At 51.7% G+C, this 16,149-nt stretch carries 14 protein-coding genes; 6 read left to right on the forward strand and 8 right to left on the reverse strand.

From position 1 onward, the window contains the following. Both QJ48_RS07315 and QJ48_RS07320 read left to right on the forward strand, forming a co-directional pair. On the forward strand, positions 1 to 616 hold a 616-nt coding region (locus tag QJ48_RS07315), incomplete at its 5' end, for a GyrI-like domain-containing protein (protein ID WP_054972983.1). A gap of 62 nt (positions 617 to 678) precedes the next feature. Further along, a complete protein-coding gene (locus QJ48_RS07320; RefSeq protein WP_054972984.1) occupies positions 679 to 1,626 on the forward strand; it encodes a hypothetical protein in 948 nt (315 codons plus the stop codon). Between the two features lie 88 nt (positions 1,627 to 1,714). On the opposite strand, the gene QJ48_RS07325 is transcribed toward QJ48_RS07320, so the two are convergent. Further along, a complete protein-coding gene (locus QJ48_RS07325) occupies positions 1,715 to 3,550 on the reverse strand; it encodes an SgrR family transcriptional regulator (protein ID WP_054972985.1) in 1,836 nt (611 codons plus the stop codon). A gap of 120 nt (positions 3,551 to 3,670) precedes the next feature. Here QJ48_RS07325 and QJ48_RS07330 point away from each other — a divergent pair, with 120 nt between their 5' ends. Beyond that, positions 3,671 to 4,927 carry an MFS transporter gene (locus QJ48_RS07330; RefSeq protein WP_054972986.1) on the forward strand — a complete coding sequence of 419 codons (1,257 nt, stop codon included), beginning with the start codon at positions 3,671 to 3,673 and terminating at the stop codon, positions 4,925 to 4,927. Between the two features lie 71 nt (positions 4,928 to 4,998). Here the strand turns inward: QJ48_RS07330 and cysI are convergent, their stop codons facing one another. Beyond that, positions 4,999 to 6,720 carry an assimilatory sulfite reductase (NADPH) hemoprotein subunit gene (cysI, locus tag QJ48_RS07335; RefSeq protein ID WP_054972987.1) on the reverse strand — a complete coding sequence of 574 codons (1,722 nt, stop codon included), beginning with the start codon at positions 6,718 to 6,720 and terminating at the stop codon, positions 4,999 to 5,001. A 35-nt stretch (positions 6,721 to 6,755) separates the two neighbouring features. After that, positions 6,756 to 8,561 (reverse strand): assimilatory sulfite reductase (NADPH) flavoprotein subunit, encoded by a 1,806-nt coding sequence (locus tag QJ48_RS07340; RefSeq protein ID WP_054973011.1) that lies wholly within the window; start codon positions 8,559 to 8,561, stop codon positions 6,756 to 6,758. Between the two features lie 203 nt (positions 8,562 to 8,764). On the opposite strand from QJ48_RS07340, the gene QJ48_RS07345 reads away from it, so the two are divergent. Next, positions 8,765 to 9,430 carry a GntR family transcriptional regulator gene (locus QJ48_RS07345; RefSeq protein ID WP_054972988.1) on the forward strand — a complete coding sequence of 222 codons (666 nt, stop codon included), beginning with the start codon at positions 8,765 to 8,767 and terminating at the stop codon, positions 9,428 to 9,430. A gap of 6 nt (positions 9,431 to 9,436) precedes the next feature. Continuing rightward, a complete protein-coding gene (locus QJ48_RS07350) occupies positions 9,437 to 10,420 on the forward strand; it encodes a multidrug resistance efflux transporter family protein (RefSeq protein ID WP_054972989.1) in 984 nt (327 codons plus the stop codon). Here the strand turns inward: QJ48_RS07350 and QJ48_RS39460 are convergent. The 5 genes from QJ48_RS39460 to QJ48_RS07370 form a co-directional block, all read right to left on the reverse strand. Then, positions 10,381 to 10,476, reverse strand: a complete 96-nt coding sequence (locus tag QJ48_RS39460; RefSeq protein ID WP_369126839.1) for a hypothetical protein — start codon at positions 10,474 to 10,476, stop codon at positions 10,381 to 10,383. The two genes, QJ48_RS07350 and QJ48_RS39460, sit on opposite strands and share 40 nt — an antisense overlap. Positions 10,477 to 10,492: 16 nt before the next feature. Continuing rightward, positions 10,493 to 10,933 carry an SRPBCC family protein gene (locus tag QJ48_RS07355; protein WP_054972990.1) on the reverse strand — a complete coding sequence of 147 codons (441 nt, stop codon included), beginning with the start codon at positions 10,931 to 10,933 and terminating at the stop codon, positions 10,493 to 10,495. Beyond that, positions 10,914 to 11,378 carry an SRPBCC family protein gene (locus QJ48_RS07360; RefSeq protein WP_054972991.1) on the reverse strand — a complete coding sequence of 155 codons (465 nt, stop codon included), beginning with the start codon at positions 11,376 to 11,378 and terminating at the stop codon, positions 10,914 to 10,916. Before QJ48_RS07360 ends, QJ48_RS07355 begins: the two co-directional genes overlap by 20 nt. Next, positions 11,375 to 11,878 (reverse strand): MerR family transcriptional regulator, encoded by a 504-nt coding sequence (locus tag QJ48_RS07365; RefSeq protein WP_054972992.1) that lies wholly within the window; start codon positions 11,876 to 11,878, stop codon positions 11,375 to 11,377. The genes QJ48_RS07360 and QJ48_RS07365 overlap by 4 nt, the downstream gene beginning before the upstream one ends. 150 nt (positions 11,879 to 12,028) lie before the next feature. Continuing rightward, positions 12,029 to 13,882 (reverse strand): hybrid sensor histidine kinase/response regulator transcription factor, encoded by a 1,854-nt coding sequence (locus QJ48_RS07370; RefSeq protein ID WP_237762837.1) that lies wholly within the window; start codon positions 13,880 to 13,882, stop codon positions 12,029 to 12,031. Positions 13,883 to 14,033: 151 nt separating this feature from the next. Between QJ48_RS07370 and QJ48_RS07375 the strand changes: the two genes are divergently transcribed. Beyond that, a complete protein-coding gene (locus QJ48_RS07375) occupies positions 14,034 to 15,923 on the forward strand; it encodes a serine hydrolase (protein WP_272948115.1) in 1,890 nt (629 codons plus the stop codon). Positions 15,924 to 16,149: the final 226 nt, after the last annotated feature.

Here is a 16,149-nt window from a genome sequence, read left to right on the forward strand (position 1 = left end):
CGAGCTAAAACAAAACGGGACGCTGGTGGATGCCGAAAAGCTGAAGCCGATCCTCTTGGAGCACACAAACAGCATTCGTGACGAAATTGGGCGCCAACAAAAGCTTCTGGCTGCGGTTCAGCGCATGGTCGATTATATTTCCATTACGGGAGGAACGAACATGGAACCGAAGCTGGTGAAGAAAGCCGCTTTTACCGTTGTCGGGATGGAGTGGAACAACAAAAGCAGCGAAGGCGGCATTCCCCAATTGTGGGACCGATTCGTACCGCGGGAGGATGAGATTCAGGGGAAATTGCAGCCGGACGTCTCGTATGGCGTCTGCATCCCCGGTTCGAACGGAGATTTCTCGTATATTGCCGGCTATGAGACGGCGGGAGAACACATTCCGAACGGTATGATGACATTCACGGTGCCGGAACAAACCTATGCCGTGTTTACCCACACCGGCAGTCTGAGCCGTCTTGGAGAGACGATGGAATTAATCTATAGCAAGTGGCTTCCCCTGCACGGCCTTGAGCCGTCGCAAGGCATGGACCTCGAAGTATATGACGAACGGTTTACCGGGCCGGAAGATGAACAAACCCAAATCGATTTGTACATCCCGGTGAAGCCTTAAATTCTCCCCCCGTCAAGCGGCGGTATGGATCGCCATCTATCAAAGGAGGCAAAGATCTCACGATGGTCAATCAAAAGACGCTTTCGCACCTTACCTACACGGGCTCCGGCCCGTACTGCTACGCGAATTCCTTCGCGATGATGTTCGGCGCGGGCGCGCCCTCTCCGGCCGTGATCGAGTTCGCTACCGGCAGCCCGTTCGGGATGCAGCTGATCGGCGGCACGCTGCCGTTCTTCGATCCGTACGGCTGGGACCCCGAGGCGGGCTTCGACGACGCGCTGACCGCCCTGGGCTGGACGTCCACGGTTGCCAAAGGCGGCGACGCCGACGAGGCCCTCGCCCGCCTCAAGGCGTCCCTGTCGGACGGTCCGGTGTGGATCGGCCCGCTGGAGATGGGACATCTGCGGCATCAACCGGAAATGACCGGACCGATCGGCGCCGACCATTACGTCGTCGTCCTTGAGGTGAACGACGAGCGCGTGCTCATGCACGACCCGCAGGGCTACCCGTACGTTTCGCTGCCGTTGAGCGACTTCATGACGGCCTGGCGAGCCGAGACGCTCAGCTACGGCGAACCGTACACGATGCGCACCGGCTTCACCCGGCTCGCGGAAGTCTCTGAGGCAGATGCCATAAGAGCGTCGATCCCTGCCGCGATCCGCTGGCTGTCGATGGACGGCGGTCACAACACGCCGGCTGGCACCCTCGGCAACGGCGAAGCCGCCGAAGGGCTCGCGGCGTTCATCGAGAGCGGCTGCAGCAGAGAGCTTCGCGGCCACCTGATTTACTTCGCGGTCCGGGTCGGCGCTCGCCGCGCCGCGGATGCCGCCACCTGCCTGACGCGCGCCGGATACGCCGAAGCCTCGCGGATCGCAGCCGAGCAGGCGCTGCTCATCGGTTCGCTGCAGCACCCGCTGGTCACCGGCGACGACGCCGCGGCGGCCGCCACGCTTCGGGCGCTCGCTCCGACGTACGCCCAGCTGCTGGCGGCGCTGGAAAGCGGAAGCTGAGATCAAGCATAACTAAGAAGCAGGCCGATCCTCAGTTTTCTTGCAGCGTGGAGGATCGGCCTGCTTTTTTCTTTTATCTCGCTCACGTTCAAGACGAGACATGCGGATGAAACCAAATCTTATGGAAATCAAGCCAGCCTGAAGCATTAATGGTAACTCCGCGAACCGATTTATGAAACGAAGTATTGCTTTTCTTTTGGATAAGATACAGGACGGAATATGTCTGCCATATCAGATTTTCCACATCCGCCAGTTTGCGCTGGCGTTCTTTCTCGTCGGATTCGCGAAAAATAGATACGGCCGCTTTTTTTACAGCCTCCGCCATGGGCTCGTCAAACGCAGACAAGAAGTAATTTTTTTGTAGATACATCTCCAACTCGCATACCTCGTCATTGCTAAAGATGTTCCCAAACAATAGACAGTCATGCTGCGGCAAAGAAGGGTGTACCGCGAATTCGGACGGATCTGTAATTTGTATTTCCAAATGGACTCCAAAAGACTCGCAGCGCTCCCGAATCCAAACGGCGTCTTCCTCGTGATATTCGGTTGTCAGCAAACGGAACGCTTCCCCCTGATAGCCGCTTGCCTTCAACAGGGCCAAAATTTCCGAGCGACTTACGCTGGAATTCGCTGCCGTTATTTCACCGGAGACCGGATGGTATGGACGGAATCCCTGTGCGGGAAAAATCCGGTCGCCCCCCAACTCGGCAATCATCTGTTCTCTATCGATGATGTGATGAAGAGCTTGCCGGAATTTTGGATGGTTTTGCGGACCGCTCTTCCACTGGTTAAATACAAGCAAACTGCAGCAGCAGAACAACGTTTCCATATCAAGCCAATCGCTGTTCCCTTTTATCAAAGCATCCCGCTGCGCTTTGGAGGCATCCCCGTGCGAAATCATAACCGATGTCCAATCAGGCTCCTTCAAGCGGCCGGTTTCCATTTCGGGGAAGATAAGAACCTCGACGCGATCCAGGTGCGGCCTGCCATGAAAATGTGCCGGAAATGCCTCCAAAATACAGATTCCCTCATTTAGGCGAACCATTCGAAAAGGGCCTGTTCCTACCGGTTTTTTCCCAAATTCCGCTTCGCCTGCTCGTACAATCTCTTCGGGAACAATACTTGCGGGAATGGTGGAAAGAAACCGCAGAAACAAATAATTCGGTTCTTTTAAACGGATGCGTACCGTTTTATGGTCTATTGCCTCGATCTTCTCGATGTCTTGAAACATCCAGCTCGATTCAAATCGTTCAGGATTCAATCGAAGCCGATCCAGTGAAAAAACGACATCATGAGCAGTCAGTTCCCGCCCATGATGGAACATGACGCTTTTTTTCAAATGGAACGTCCACTCTCTGGCATCGACGCTGCTTTCCCAGGAATGCGCGATACAAGGTGTGACGGTCCGGCTTTCCTGATCGTATTCGACCAACGTATTGAACAATTGGCCTACCATGTGAGCATCGAAATTATAATAAATCAGTCCGGGGTCAAGCGTTAAAATCGAACGGTACACAGGAAAACGCAGCGTGTCCTGCAGCTTATTCGAAACGGCCTGTGTGGAAAACCCCATTCCTTCCGACAGCCAATCCATAAACTGCTCTTTGACAGCGGCCGCCCCGAAACGATTCATCAGCTCCATCGCTTCCTTTACATTCCCCTGCCCCATCCTAAGCTTAACTTCCCGAAGGAGGATTTCGCCCGAATCCGTAAGCAATGTCAACACGGACGTATGACCGCGGCCCCGCCCGGCTTTCCACTCAATCCAGCCCAGCTCGCAAAGCTTACGGACAATCAGTTTCGCGTATCGGGGCGTACAGTACCATATCCCGGTAAGCTTATCGACCGTAACCGAGAAGGGCTTGCCGACCTCATGGTTGTTAAAATATTGGCGCAGCTCTAAAAAGTGCGGGACCGTCAGCATATCGAACCTCATTTCTACTAAAAAGGTGAACTGATTTAAACAAATCATACTCTTTTTATACCTTTTTTAATAGCTATACTGAAGTTAGGGAAGACGAAACAGCAGAGGGTGAAGAAGAGGATGAACATGATCTTAAAAAAGCGGTTAAATATGCCCCGATTTCATCCGGTAGCATGGGGAGTTATTATCGGAACCTTCCTGTCACGCACAGGATTTTTTATGACACTTCCATTTTTGGGTATTTATTTGGGCAAAGTCAAGGGAATCGATCCGGCAACCGTTGGGGCCATTTTAGCGGTAAGCTTATTGGTCGGAACGATGAGCAGCTTTGTCGGAGGAGCATTATCGGATCGTTTGGGCAGATATCCGGTTATGATTTCTTCGATGGCCGCCTGGAGTCTTGTCTTGATAGGCTTCGCCTTTGCCGCCGAAACCTGGTCTTTCTTCTTATTGAGTGCGATAAACGGTCTCTGCCGCAGTGTTTTTGAACCGACCGCCAGAGCCCTGTTGGCCGACGTAACTCCTTCCGAACATCGTGCTGACGCCTTTAATGCGAGATATTTTGCCATCAATATAGGAGGAGCTATAGGACCATTAGTAGGCTTGAAGCTTGGAGCAGGCGGTTCTTCCTCGCTTTTGCCGTTTTTCGCCAGTGCTGTGATTTTCTTTATTTACGCCATAGTTTTGGTGATTTTCATGGTCACGTTCAAGCAAAAGCTTCATGAGAAATCGGCATCGATCACGATGAACCAAATGGCACGAATTATTTTTACCGACAAAATATTCCTCTATTTTCTTTTGGGTAATGTATTTGTAGCAGGAGCCTATTCCCACTTGGATACCACCTTATCGCAATTTATTGGTCATGACCGGGTCGAATCGTATTCGTTTCTTTTCGTGATCAATACGCTTTCCGTATTGGTATTGCAATATCCTCTTGCCAAGCTGATGAAGCGCTTCTCTTCATTAACGGCATTGAAAGCCGGGTGCCTGTTATTTGGGTTGGGTCTGTTCGGGTTTGGGGTTTTTGACAATATTTTGATGCTCGCCTTGTCGATGGTCGTTTTTACGACTGGCGAAATCTTATGTTTTGTCATTGGAGATGTGCTTATCGGTGAAATTGCACCGGAACATTTGAGAGGGGCCTATTATGGCGCCAGCGGATTGGCATTTATCGGGCAGAGTGTGTGCGCTTGGATTGGCGGTATTTTACTGAGCGTATTAGGCTTCGGGCAAGGTCCTGTCCTATTCGCGATCCTCATGCTTTTGGCATTTATCGCATTTCCATTCTTCCATCGAGGGCAACATCTTTGGGAACAACGGCAGGGCCTTGAGAAAACAAATGGTTTGATAGCGGGGATTGAGCAGCAGAAGTAACTATCCCTCTTAAAAAGGCTTCGCAAATGATAAGATCATCTTGCGAAGCCTTTTTAGGTTTGTGCAGTCGGTTACTCGTGAAAATCAAGTCCCGAACGAACTTCCTTCACGTATCCGGCGCGAATCACGAAGTCACCGAAATGCTCGCCTTCCTCGCGTTCCTTCGCATAGCGGTTCAAGATGGGCCGAAGCTCCGCAAGAATTTGCGTCTCGTCAATATTTTCGCGGTACATTTTATTGAGCCGGTTGCCGGAGAAGCCGCCGCCCAAATACATGTTATATCTCCCCGGGGCCTTGCCGATAAAGGAAAGCTCCGCAAGCGCGGGCCGGGCGCATCCGTTCGGACAGCCGGTCATCCGAATGACAATCTCCTCTTCGCGCAATCCCGCCTCATCCAAGATCGATTCGATCTTGTCCAGCAGCGTAGGCAAATAGCGCTCCGATTCGGCCATCGCCAATCCACAGGTCGGCAGCGCCACACAGGCCATCGAGTTTCTGCGCAGCGCGGAATAGTGAATGCCGTCGGTCAGCCCGTATTCCTTAATGAGTTCCTCAACTTTTTTCTTCTTCTGGGCCGATACATTGCCGATGATCAGGTTCTGATTCGGCGTCAGACGGAAATCCCCGCTGTGCACCTTGGCAATTTCCCGCAACCCGGTCATCAAGGGGTAATTGTCCTCGTCCTTCACCCGGCCGTTCTGAATAAAGAGAGTGAAATGCCATTTGCCGTTGCTTCCCTTCACCCAGCCGTAACGGTCTCCATTGTGGTCAAAATGATAAGGACGCGCTTCCTCCAGCTTCCACCCCAACCGCTGATGAAGCTCATCGATAAACCATTCCAAGCCGCGGTCATCGATCGTGTACTTGAACCGGGCATGCTTTCGCACCGAACGGTCTCCATAATCCCTTTGGATCGTGACGGTCTTCTCGGCCACGTCGACCACCTGCTCCGGTGTGACAAAACCGATCACCCGCGCCAGCTGCGGATACGTTTGCGGATCGCCGTGCGTCATTCCCATGCCTCCGCCGACAGCCACGTTGAAGCCCAGCAGCCGCCCTTTCTCATGAATCGCGATGAAGCCAAGATCCTGAGAAAAGACATCGACGTCATTGGAAGGCGGCACGGCAATGCCGATCTTGAACTTACGCGGCAAATAAACAGGTCCGTAAATCGGTTCTTGCTCTTCTCCATCGCGGCTGTCGACAACCTTCTCTTCATCCAGCCAAATTTCGTGATAGGCTCTGGTTCGCGGATCAAGATGGTGGCTGATCTTCTTGGCCCATTCGTACACCTGCTCGTGGATTTCGGAAACGTACGGGTTCGGATTGCACATCACGTTACGATTGACGTCCCCGCATGCCGCAAGCGTGCTTAACAGCGCTTCGTTGACTTCCTTGATGACATTTTTCATGTTCCACTTGATCACGCCGTGAAGCTGGAACGACTGACGGGTCGTGAGACGAATCGTTCCGTTCGCATATTGCTGCGCAATACGGTCCATCATCAGCCATTGCTCCGGCGTAACGACCCCACCGGCAGCCCTCACGCGCACCATGAACTGATAGGCCGGCTCCAGCTTCTGTTTATTCCTCTCGTTGCGTAGATCCCGGTCATCCTGCATATAGCTTCCGTGAAATTTCATCAAGCGGTTATCATCCTCGGGAATGGAGCCCGTGATTCTGTCAGTGAGCGTGTCCGCAAGAGATCCCCGCAGGTAGTCGCTTCGCTTCTTGATCTCCTCTACATCGCTATGAGGCGCACTATTTGCTGAAAGTAAATTGTTTTCGCTCATGTCCCTATCCCCTCTCGTTATCTTTGAGCCTGAACTCAGTAGACATCTCGCTGATAACGTTTGTCCTGTTGCAATCGTGCCAAATACTCCGCAGCGGCTTCGGAGCTAATTCCGCCCTCCCGCTCGATAATGGTGGCGAGAGCGGCATGAACGTCATGCGCCATGTGCTTTTCGTCTCCGCATACGTAGATGCTGGCTCCTTCCTCAAGCCATTGATACAATTCCTTGCCGTGCTCAAGAATTCGGTGCTGCACATAAACCTTCTCATCCGTATCACGGGAAAACGCCACATCCATGCGGGTCAGCACGCCATCTTTCAGCCAACGCTGCCACTCGACCTGATAGAGGAAATCCGTGGAGAAATGGCGGTCGCCAAAAAACAGCCACGTCTTGCCCTGTGCCCCGGTTTCTTCCCGTTCGCCCAAGAAAGCCCGGAACGGAGCAGCGCCTGTGCCGGGTCCGATCATGATGACCGGCGTATCCGGATTTTGCGGAAGCTTGAAGTTCGGATTGTGCTGGATAAATACCGGCAGCGAATCGCCCAGCTCCAAATGCTCAGCGATATAGGTCGAGCATACCCCGTATCGCTCTCGTCCGTGCGCTTCGTATTGTACCTTCCGGACCGTGAGATGCACCTCGTCCGGGTACGCCTTCGGACTGCTGGAGATGGAATAAAGACGCGGCGGCAGCTTGCGAAGAATCGATACAAATTGTTTACCGGATACTCCTTTAAGCTGATAATCCTGCACCAAATCCAACAAATCCCGATTTTTGATATACGCTCGAAGCTCCTGCTCACGTCCTGGCGCAAGCAGCTCCTGCAGGCCGCTGCCCGGGAACAGAGTTGCCGCTTGTTCCAACAGCGGCTTGGTCAGAACCGTAATTTCATAATAGCTGGTCAAAGCTTCAAGCAGCGGGCGCTCGCTGCCGTTTTTGTCGACCGGCACGAGTTCCTCCCGGTTCCAATCCAGCGCCTGGATCAGTTCGTCGACAAGTCTGGGATGATTCTTCGGATACACGCCCACGCTGTCGCCCGGCTCATACTGGAGATTGGACCCTTCCAGCGAAATCTCCAGGTGACGCGTTTCCCGGTCCGATCCGCGGCCGTTCAGATTCAAATTTTCAAGCACTGCGGCTTGAAACGGGTTCGACCTGGAATATTCCGTCTGCTGCGTCTCGCTCCGGACCGCTGCACCGCCGCCGCTTGCCAAGGACGGAGCCGCCGCGGCCTCGTTCAGAGAGGCCAGGACCTGATTCATCCACTCCGCCGCAGAATCCTCGAAATCCACATCGCAGTCGACGCGCGCAGTAAGCCGTTTGCCTCCGAGCTCCTCAAGACGTTTGTCGAAGTCTTTGCCCGTTTGGCAGAAAAACTCGTACGAAGTGTCCCCCAAAGCCAGTACGGAAAACCGCAGGCCTTCCAATTGCGGCGCTCTCTTGCTGTGCAGAAACTCATAGAAAGACAGCGCATTATCCGGCGGTTCGCCTTCCCCGTGCGTGCTCACTATGATGAGCAGGTTTTCAACCTTCTTAAGCGTATTCGGCTTGAAGTCGCTCATGGAGGAAAGCGTTGGCTGGAGGCCCTGCTCCTTCAGCTTTTCGCTCAGCTTCTTGGCCAGCTTCTGGCTGTTCCCGGTCTGGGACCCGAATAGCACCGTGACCTCTTTGGAGAGGACCGGTTGGTTCACGGCCGGAGCAGACGCCGAAGCTTCGGTTTTGTGCAGAGCCGTCAAATAACCGCTCAGCCAAATCTTCTGCACCTCCGTCAGCGTAGGCAGCAAGCGGTTAAGAAGCTCCACCTGCTCTTGATTAAAAGGACTGTTCATCACCTGTAATATCAACAATATGCACCTCGCATAGGATGAAAATAATTCCCAGTATTCTTATATACTTAATTTTATCTTATCTTCAAGCTATCACAGCCGGGTAAATGGATCAATTAAAAGGATTTTATAGCTTTTATTAGTTTTGCTGATAAATCGCCGACCTTACCGGATCGCAAATAAATATTGCCCAACAAACCAATATCCGATATATTGGTTTTATGAAAAAAGATCAGATTAAACCCATTCAACGGCTGTCGTTTAGAGACGAAGTCTATCAAACTTTAAAAAAGTGGATTATTACCTTGGAATTGCATCCCGAAGAACGCTTGAGCGACAAAGAATTGGCGGAGAAATTCGGCATTAGCCGCACGCCTGTCAGGGAAGCGCTCAAAAGGCTCGAAGATGAAGGCCTGGTCCAATCCCTTCCGGGATCATCCACGTACGTAGCACCATTAAATGTAACGGAAGCGAAGCACGCATTTACGGTCGTCGCAGTCTTACACGCTTTAGCGGCAAAGCTCGCATGTCCTGTTTTGAAGGAAACGGATCTTCAAACGTTAGAAGCAAGTAATAACGCTTTACAGCTTGCGATTGAACAAGGCGACGTGATTCAGGCTATCGAGGCGGATACGCATTTTCACAAGGTGTTCTTGGATGCGGCCGGGAATCCCGAGATCGTACTGGCGCTGGAACGCAGCATCCCGAAAATCCAACGGTTGGAGATATCCCAATTCAATACCCTCAAAGGGTTAAATTCCGTGGAACAACACAATCACATGATTGCCGCTTGCCGAAATGGGGAGTATGAAAAGGTTGTCCGTCTTGTCGAAGAAAACTGGCTAAGTCTCGGCGAGCTGCTAACCCAACCCCCGGAATCGAGGTGAGTCCAGTTGAAGCCTATTTTGATCGGGATAGGTTCGGCCTTCTTTTTTGCTTTCACCTTTGTTCTCAATGCCTCGATGGAGCTGTCCGGCGGGAGTTGGATTTGGAGCGCTTCGCTGCGTTATCTCTTCATGGTTCCGCTGCTCTTGGGCGTGGTACTGGCTCGAAAAAGCCTGCGTCCGCTCTTCGCGGAAATGAAAAAACAACCCGGAACGTGGCTATTGTGGGGCACGGTGGGATTCGGGTTATTCTATGCTCCCTTATGCTTTGCAGCGGCGTATTCGCCCGGCTGGCTGATTGCCGGCACATGGCAAGTTACGATTATTTCGGGCACTTTGCTTGCACCGTTATTTTGGGAAACGATCTCTACCGACAAGGGACCTGTGCAAGCCCGGGGGAAAATTCCCGTTAGAGGTCTAGTTATGTCGCTCCTTATCCTGCTGGGGATTATTCTGATGCAGATCGAACATGCCAAAAGCCTTTCCTTGGAAAGCCTCTTGCTTGGAGTAATCCCTGTGCTGATCGCGTCGTTTGCCTATCCTTTGGGCAATCGGAAAATGATGGACCTCTGCGAAGGACGGTTGGATACGTTTCAGAGGGTATTGGGCATGACGATTGCGAGTCTGCCTTTCTGGCTGCTCCTTTCCTTATATGGCTTGTCTACCGTAGGATGGCCGAGCAAGGAGCAGAGCTTTCAAGCTTTGCTGGTTGCCCTGTTTTCCGGCGTCGTGGCCACCGTCCTCTTCTTCAAAGCAACGGATATGGTGCGGGGAAATATGCGGAAGTTGGCCTCGGTCGAAGCCACGCAGTCGATGGAAGTCCTGTTCGCCTTAGCCGGGGAGCTGCTGTTTTTGTCGATCCCCCTGCCCTCGCTTTTGTCCTGGTGTGGGATGATTGTCGTTGTTCTTGGCATGATTTTGCATAGTTACGTGGCGAATAAACAAGAGAAGAGTCAGTTGAAACCGTCAGCCGCGCTGAACGAAAAAGTATAAAAATATCGCCGTCCAACTCCGACAGAGCGTAGCGTGTGAACGGCGATATTTTTAATTCATCCCATCGCATAGCTAGGAGGTCATTTCTTCCAGCACCCTGCCTAACCGGTCGAGGTTCTGTTCATTAGCTTCCATACAGAATGCCTTGACTTGTTCGAATTCCTCGGTTAACTTGAAAAGCTGACGGAAAGTAACTTTGGTACGGCCTTCCAGGTTCTCGAAAGTACCCGTTACCCGAAATTCGTGACCGGATAGATGGTCAATCACGATCCGCTCAAACGGAACGATCTCAACAAAGACGTTATGGTTCGGGTAATCCGTACCGTCCGGTCCATGCATGGTGAGTCGCCACGTGCCGCCCGGCCTGATATCGCACTCGTGAAATGTATTCGTGAAGCCATGCGGCCCCCACCAACGAGCGAGCAAATCGGGGGTTGTCCAAGCCCGAAATACAAGCTCCCGCGGTACATCGAACTCGCGTGTGGAAATAAGTTCATTTTTCCCCATGGTCATGATCATTCCCCTCTTCAAAGACCTTGCCGAGCGCATCCAGCATGAGATTGGTTCCGTGCTCCCGTATTTCCGGCGTATCGTGCCCGTCAAAGAATGCCCCTTGCTCCGTAAAAATAAGCTTCGTGCCGCCCTCCAGCTTGATCAGCTCGACCGTTGTATTCGAGACGGAGACGCGTGTGCTGCCGGAATCCAGGGTGTACGTATAGACAATGCGCTGCTCCGGAACAATCTCCTGGTAACTGGCGTCGAACGTAAAGACCGGCCCTTCCGGCGGCCCGCCGCTGCTGTACTCGCGCCCGCCAACCCGAAAGTCGAAGATCTCCGGCTTCGAAAACCACTTCGCTTTGGCAGCCGGGTCAGCCCAGGCTTGGTAAACCCGCTCCGGCGAGGCGGCATAAGTCCGCTCGACGACGAAGGTCGCATGCTTAACAAATCGTTCATTCATTGATTTTCCTCCTTAGGTTTCGGCGTTGTCTCCTCGGCAAGAAAGTCCCCCAACAGATCCAGGTTTCGCTCCCAAATCGTTTGCCGCTCAATGACCAGCTTCTCAAATGACATTTTCATCGCTTGCAGAAGGCTCGTGAAATCTTCCACCGTTAATTGCGCCTTGCCCTGCATAAGCTTGGATACATGTTCGAGCTGCTCCAATAGTTTCTGCTGCAGCTTGATCTGCTCTTTGATTCGGTTGATCTGCAGGTTGACAATCTCAAGCGGACTGATTTGCCCGCCGGTTAAAAGTGATTTAATCTCCTCAAGAGATAATCCCAGCTCTTTAAGCGATAAAATCTGGTGCAAACGCGACAGGTCCGATTCATTGTACAGCCTGTGACCGGATTCCGTATGTTCCGACGGAGAGAATAGCCCGATTTGATCATAAAAACGCAAGGTTCGTACGGTAAGCCCCGTCAGATTGGCGAGGTCTCCGATCTTCCAATATTTCTTCATTCATCATCTCCACTCTTTGGCGCAAGCTTTGTACCGGTAGCTTCATTATAAAACCTTACGTTACGTAAGGTGCAAGCATTGCTTTTTCTTGTGCAATCTATACATTTCCAGGCTATCTATCGTTCAAATAACTTCATTCGTATGGCCCGCCTAAACGACAAGTCCTTCCTCCTGCGCTTTCCTCACCGCGTCTTCCCGGTTATTCACGCCCAGCTTGGCATAAATCATCGTAGTGCAATTACGAACGGTACCTTCGGAAAGAAATATTTTTTCTGCAATCGCTTTTATGCGAAGCCCCTTCACTAGGGATGCCAGAATTCCCCGCTCACGCTCCGTCAACCCGTAAGGGCAAACGCGCCCTTGCAATTTACGCAGCCCATCTAGTTCTTCCTGCTGCACCTTCATCTCTTGGAAGAGGACATCTGCGATGGACTGGGTAATCAGCGTTTCCCCTTGGTGGACGACCCTTATCGCCTCCACTAACTCAATAGGGGAAACGGATTTCAACAAGTAACCGTTGGCGCCGTTCTTGAGCGTATCGGCGGCCTGCGAAGCCTCTTCGATGGTTGTCACCATAATGACGCGTAAGGCGGGCCATCGTTCGCGTATCGCTCGAAGCGTACTCGGTCCGTCCAATACAGGCATTCGGACGTCCAGCAGCACCACATCGGGATTCACGTTTGGAATCATATCGAGCGCTTCCTGCCCGTTTCCGGCGAGCCCAACGACTTGCATATCCTGCTGTTGTTGTAAGATCAGCTGTAAGCTTTCCCTGATGATCGGCTGATCGTCAACGAGAAGTATGCGAATGCTTGCTGCTTGTGGAAGAACCGTCTGATGAGGCAGGCAGCAAATAACCGCTACCCCTCCTTCATCCAGACAATGAAGAGATAAATGTCCATGAAGGGCTTCAAGCCGCTCTTTCATCGATTGCAACCCGAATCCGAATTCAATATCCTTGTTTCCATTCCCGTTATCTTCAACCTGCATTCGGATTTGGGCTTCTTCAAAGTACAATCCCACCTGTATAAGTGAAGCACCGCCGTGGCGCACGGCATTGGTCAGCGCTTCCTGCAAGCAGCGATACAGGGGCAGCTTCCGGGACCGACTTAATTCATACTCCTTGCCGTAGATGCGCAGCTTGACGATCACCCCGGTTGACTGCTGAAATTGCTCGATCAATTCGCGAAACGAGGACTCCAAGGTCGTAAACGATTCCCGGGTGGTTTCCGCCCAATTGTGAACGATCCCCCTGGTTTCATTCAAACCGCGACGCGCCATGTGAAGCAGGGTGTCCAGTCGATTCACTTCGGTATCGGGCAAGCGAGACCGAAGCGTCTCCATACCCATAATTAGCGATGTCATCGTGTGTCCGATCGTGTCGTGCAGCTCTCTGGATATCTTGTCTCTCTCCTCAAGCAGCGTTATTTGCTCCACTCGACTCGCATATTGCTCCAAAATTTGGTTCTGTTCCTTAATGATCAGGCTCTGCTTATGCGTACGGACCAACAATTGAAAGCCGAACCCGAACCCATACATTCCCAAATGGTACAAGATGGCTTGAAAAGCGATACTATCGAAATCCAGACGAGCGGTATTCCATGCGAGAAAGGGGACAAGAAGAATCGTAGCAGGCCCCGTCCAACGGTATGTTCGTTCCGTGCTATGGAATCCCACGACAAAGGCGATGATCACAAACTGCCATTGGGTCGCTTCAAAATAGTAGTTTACAGCAATGTAAAGGCTCCCGCTCAGCGCAATCTCAGCAATCAAATAAGCGCTGGTGGAATACCGGTAAAACCAATAAGGAATAACAAACGCAAGAACCGAAACGAATAGCACCGCCTCTACAGGGTACGGCAAACGGTCGTGATATCGAACAAGCCCGATGACAATCGTGATCCACCACATGAAGCGGATCGTGAAAATGATCCAATCGAACCATGCCCATCGGTTGGCAAATGTCAGCAGGATGAACACCTCATTTCCGGATTTAACTGTCAACCATTATAGCATGCGCCTCCACGAAGCGATATCACGAAGACGAATGACAATGTACAACTTCCCAAAATGACAGGTTCGACCTCATACTCAGCCATATCGCTACAGCCTGGCGATATCCATCGCTCAAAAACGAAAGGTGAAGATGATGAATATGTCGGATACACGGAAATGGTTGGCTGCTCTACTCGCTTCTTGCTTGTTATTCATATTGTGCATGCCACGTGCGAATGCGAATGAGGCTTCGCCGTTCTCCGCAGAAGTGTTGGATCAATTGATTGATCCTCTCATGAAGGAGGAAATGAGCAAGCTTCATATTCCCGGCGCAGCGGTTGTCATTACCCAAGGCGAACGCATCATGTATAGCAAAGGGTACGGCTTCGCCGATCTGGAACAACAAGTGCCCGTTAACCCGGCAAGCACGGTGTTTCGGCTAGGTTCCTTAACCAAATCCTTCACCGCTACGGCTGCTATGCAACTGGTCGAGGAGGGAAAGCTCTCGTTGCATGACGATATCAATGCAGCCCTGAAGGATTACCAGGTTAATGGAAATTATGGCCCGATTACACTCCATCACCTGCTCACGCATACGGCAGGTCTGGATGTAATCATGTATGAAAGAGATAATCGCCAAGGATTAATCCCTCAATGGTCGACGGATACGGTTCGGACGTATTTGGAGAGGCAGCCGACGGTGTTTGCCCCGGGAAGTAAATTCCTATACAGCAATGCCGGGTCAGGACTTGCGGGAAGTGTGGTCGAACAAGTATCCAGACTTCCCTTGAATGATTACATGCGGGAACGATTGTTCCAGCCACTCGGCATGAGCAGTGCGAGCTTGAATCTCCCACAGGATCGGACCAAGTTGGCCAAGAGCTATGCTTATACGGACAACGGTTATCAAGTGGTTCCTTATTCCGGAATTCATTTTCCCGGAGGAGGAGCCGTCAATATGACGCCGAATGACTTCGCCCCCTACATGATCGCACATTTGTCCAACGGCTATTTCCACGGTCAGTCCTTGCTTAAACCGGAGACGGTCCGGATGATGCATGCGAAGCAATTCTCTTCTCATGAACGCATGTATGGGATTGGGTATGGTTTTTTTCGGTCGGAGACGGTGAATGGAGTTCCCTACTTGTGGGCGAATGGAGGAATTGACGGATTTAATTCGAAAATGGTGCTCATTCCTTCCCATTCGATCGGTATTTTCATTACCGCCAACACCGGAGGTAGCGGGATGGAAATGCACGGGAAAGTCGTTCATGCCATCTCCCAAACGATCGACTCGAAAGTAGCCCGCAAGCCACTTTCTCCCCTTGAAAGCTCAGGGAGTGCGATCAAGGAACTGGAAGGACGATACGAGCTGCACTTGGCAGCGGAGCATGGCTGGGCCAAGGGACTTCGCTTGCTGGGCAGCGTACCGTATACGGTTGAAGCAAAAGACGATCGAACATTAGTGGTGACCGGCTTATTCCAGAACGACGGGCAACAGATGATCAGGAAAGAGTTTACCCAAGTAGATGAAAGGTTCTTCCAAGAAGTCGGCGGGGAGGAACAGCTGTACTTTCATAAAGAACAGGGGAGATGGACGCTGACAGGGCCGATGAACTTCTCCATCCCGCGCACGGCTTCGTTTGAGTCAGGGACTGTCTTGTTGGCTCTGTATGTGGTACCTGGCATTTTGTTCACGCTTATTCCGCTCCTATGGATCGTGAGGTACGCGATACGGCAATGGCGCAAGCAATCGCACAGCATCTCTGTAGTCATTCCAATCATCGCCCTCCTTCAGAGCATATTCTTCATTGTCCAGTTCATCTATGGGAATGGAGAGATTCTATACGGATACTCGCAGTTCTATCAGGTCGTCGTGGCTTCAATGCCTCTTATTTCGTCGGCCGCAGCTGTTTATTTCTTGATTCGAAAACTTACTGCCAAGGAGCTTGACCGATGGAAGACCGTAAACGTTGGTATCGCCGTGCTTACGCTCCTTTATACGGCTTACTTGTTCTATTGGAACTTTCTTTCCGTACATTATTCTTAGGATTACTTTCATTATGCAAGCGGTGATCGGGGCGGCTTACACCCCCGCAAATATCCTCTTGATGATGTGGGTGCCAGGTATAGCTTAACGAAGCACGAACAGACCTGCCTGATCCCAATTAAGGAATATTTTCTTAGGCCCGAGTACGATCGAATAGTCACTCGAACGTACTCGGGCTCTTCCGCTTCTGGAGTTCCTCTAATACACTCCTCATCTCCTACTTCAC

The sequence above is a fragment of the Paenibacillus sp. A3 genome (genome assembly GCF_001399685.1).
GTDB lineage: Bacteria > Bacillota > Bacilli > Paenibacillales > NBRC-103111 > Paenibacillus_G.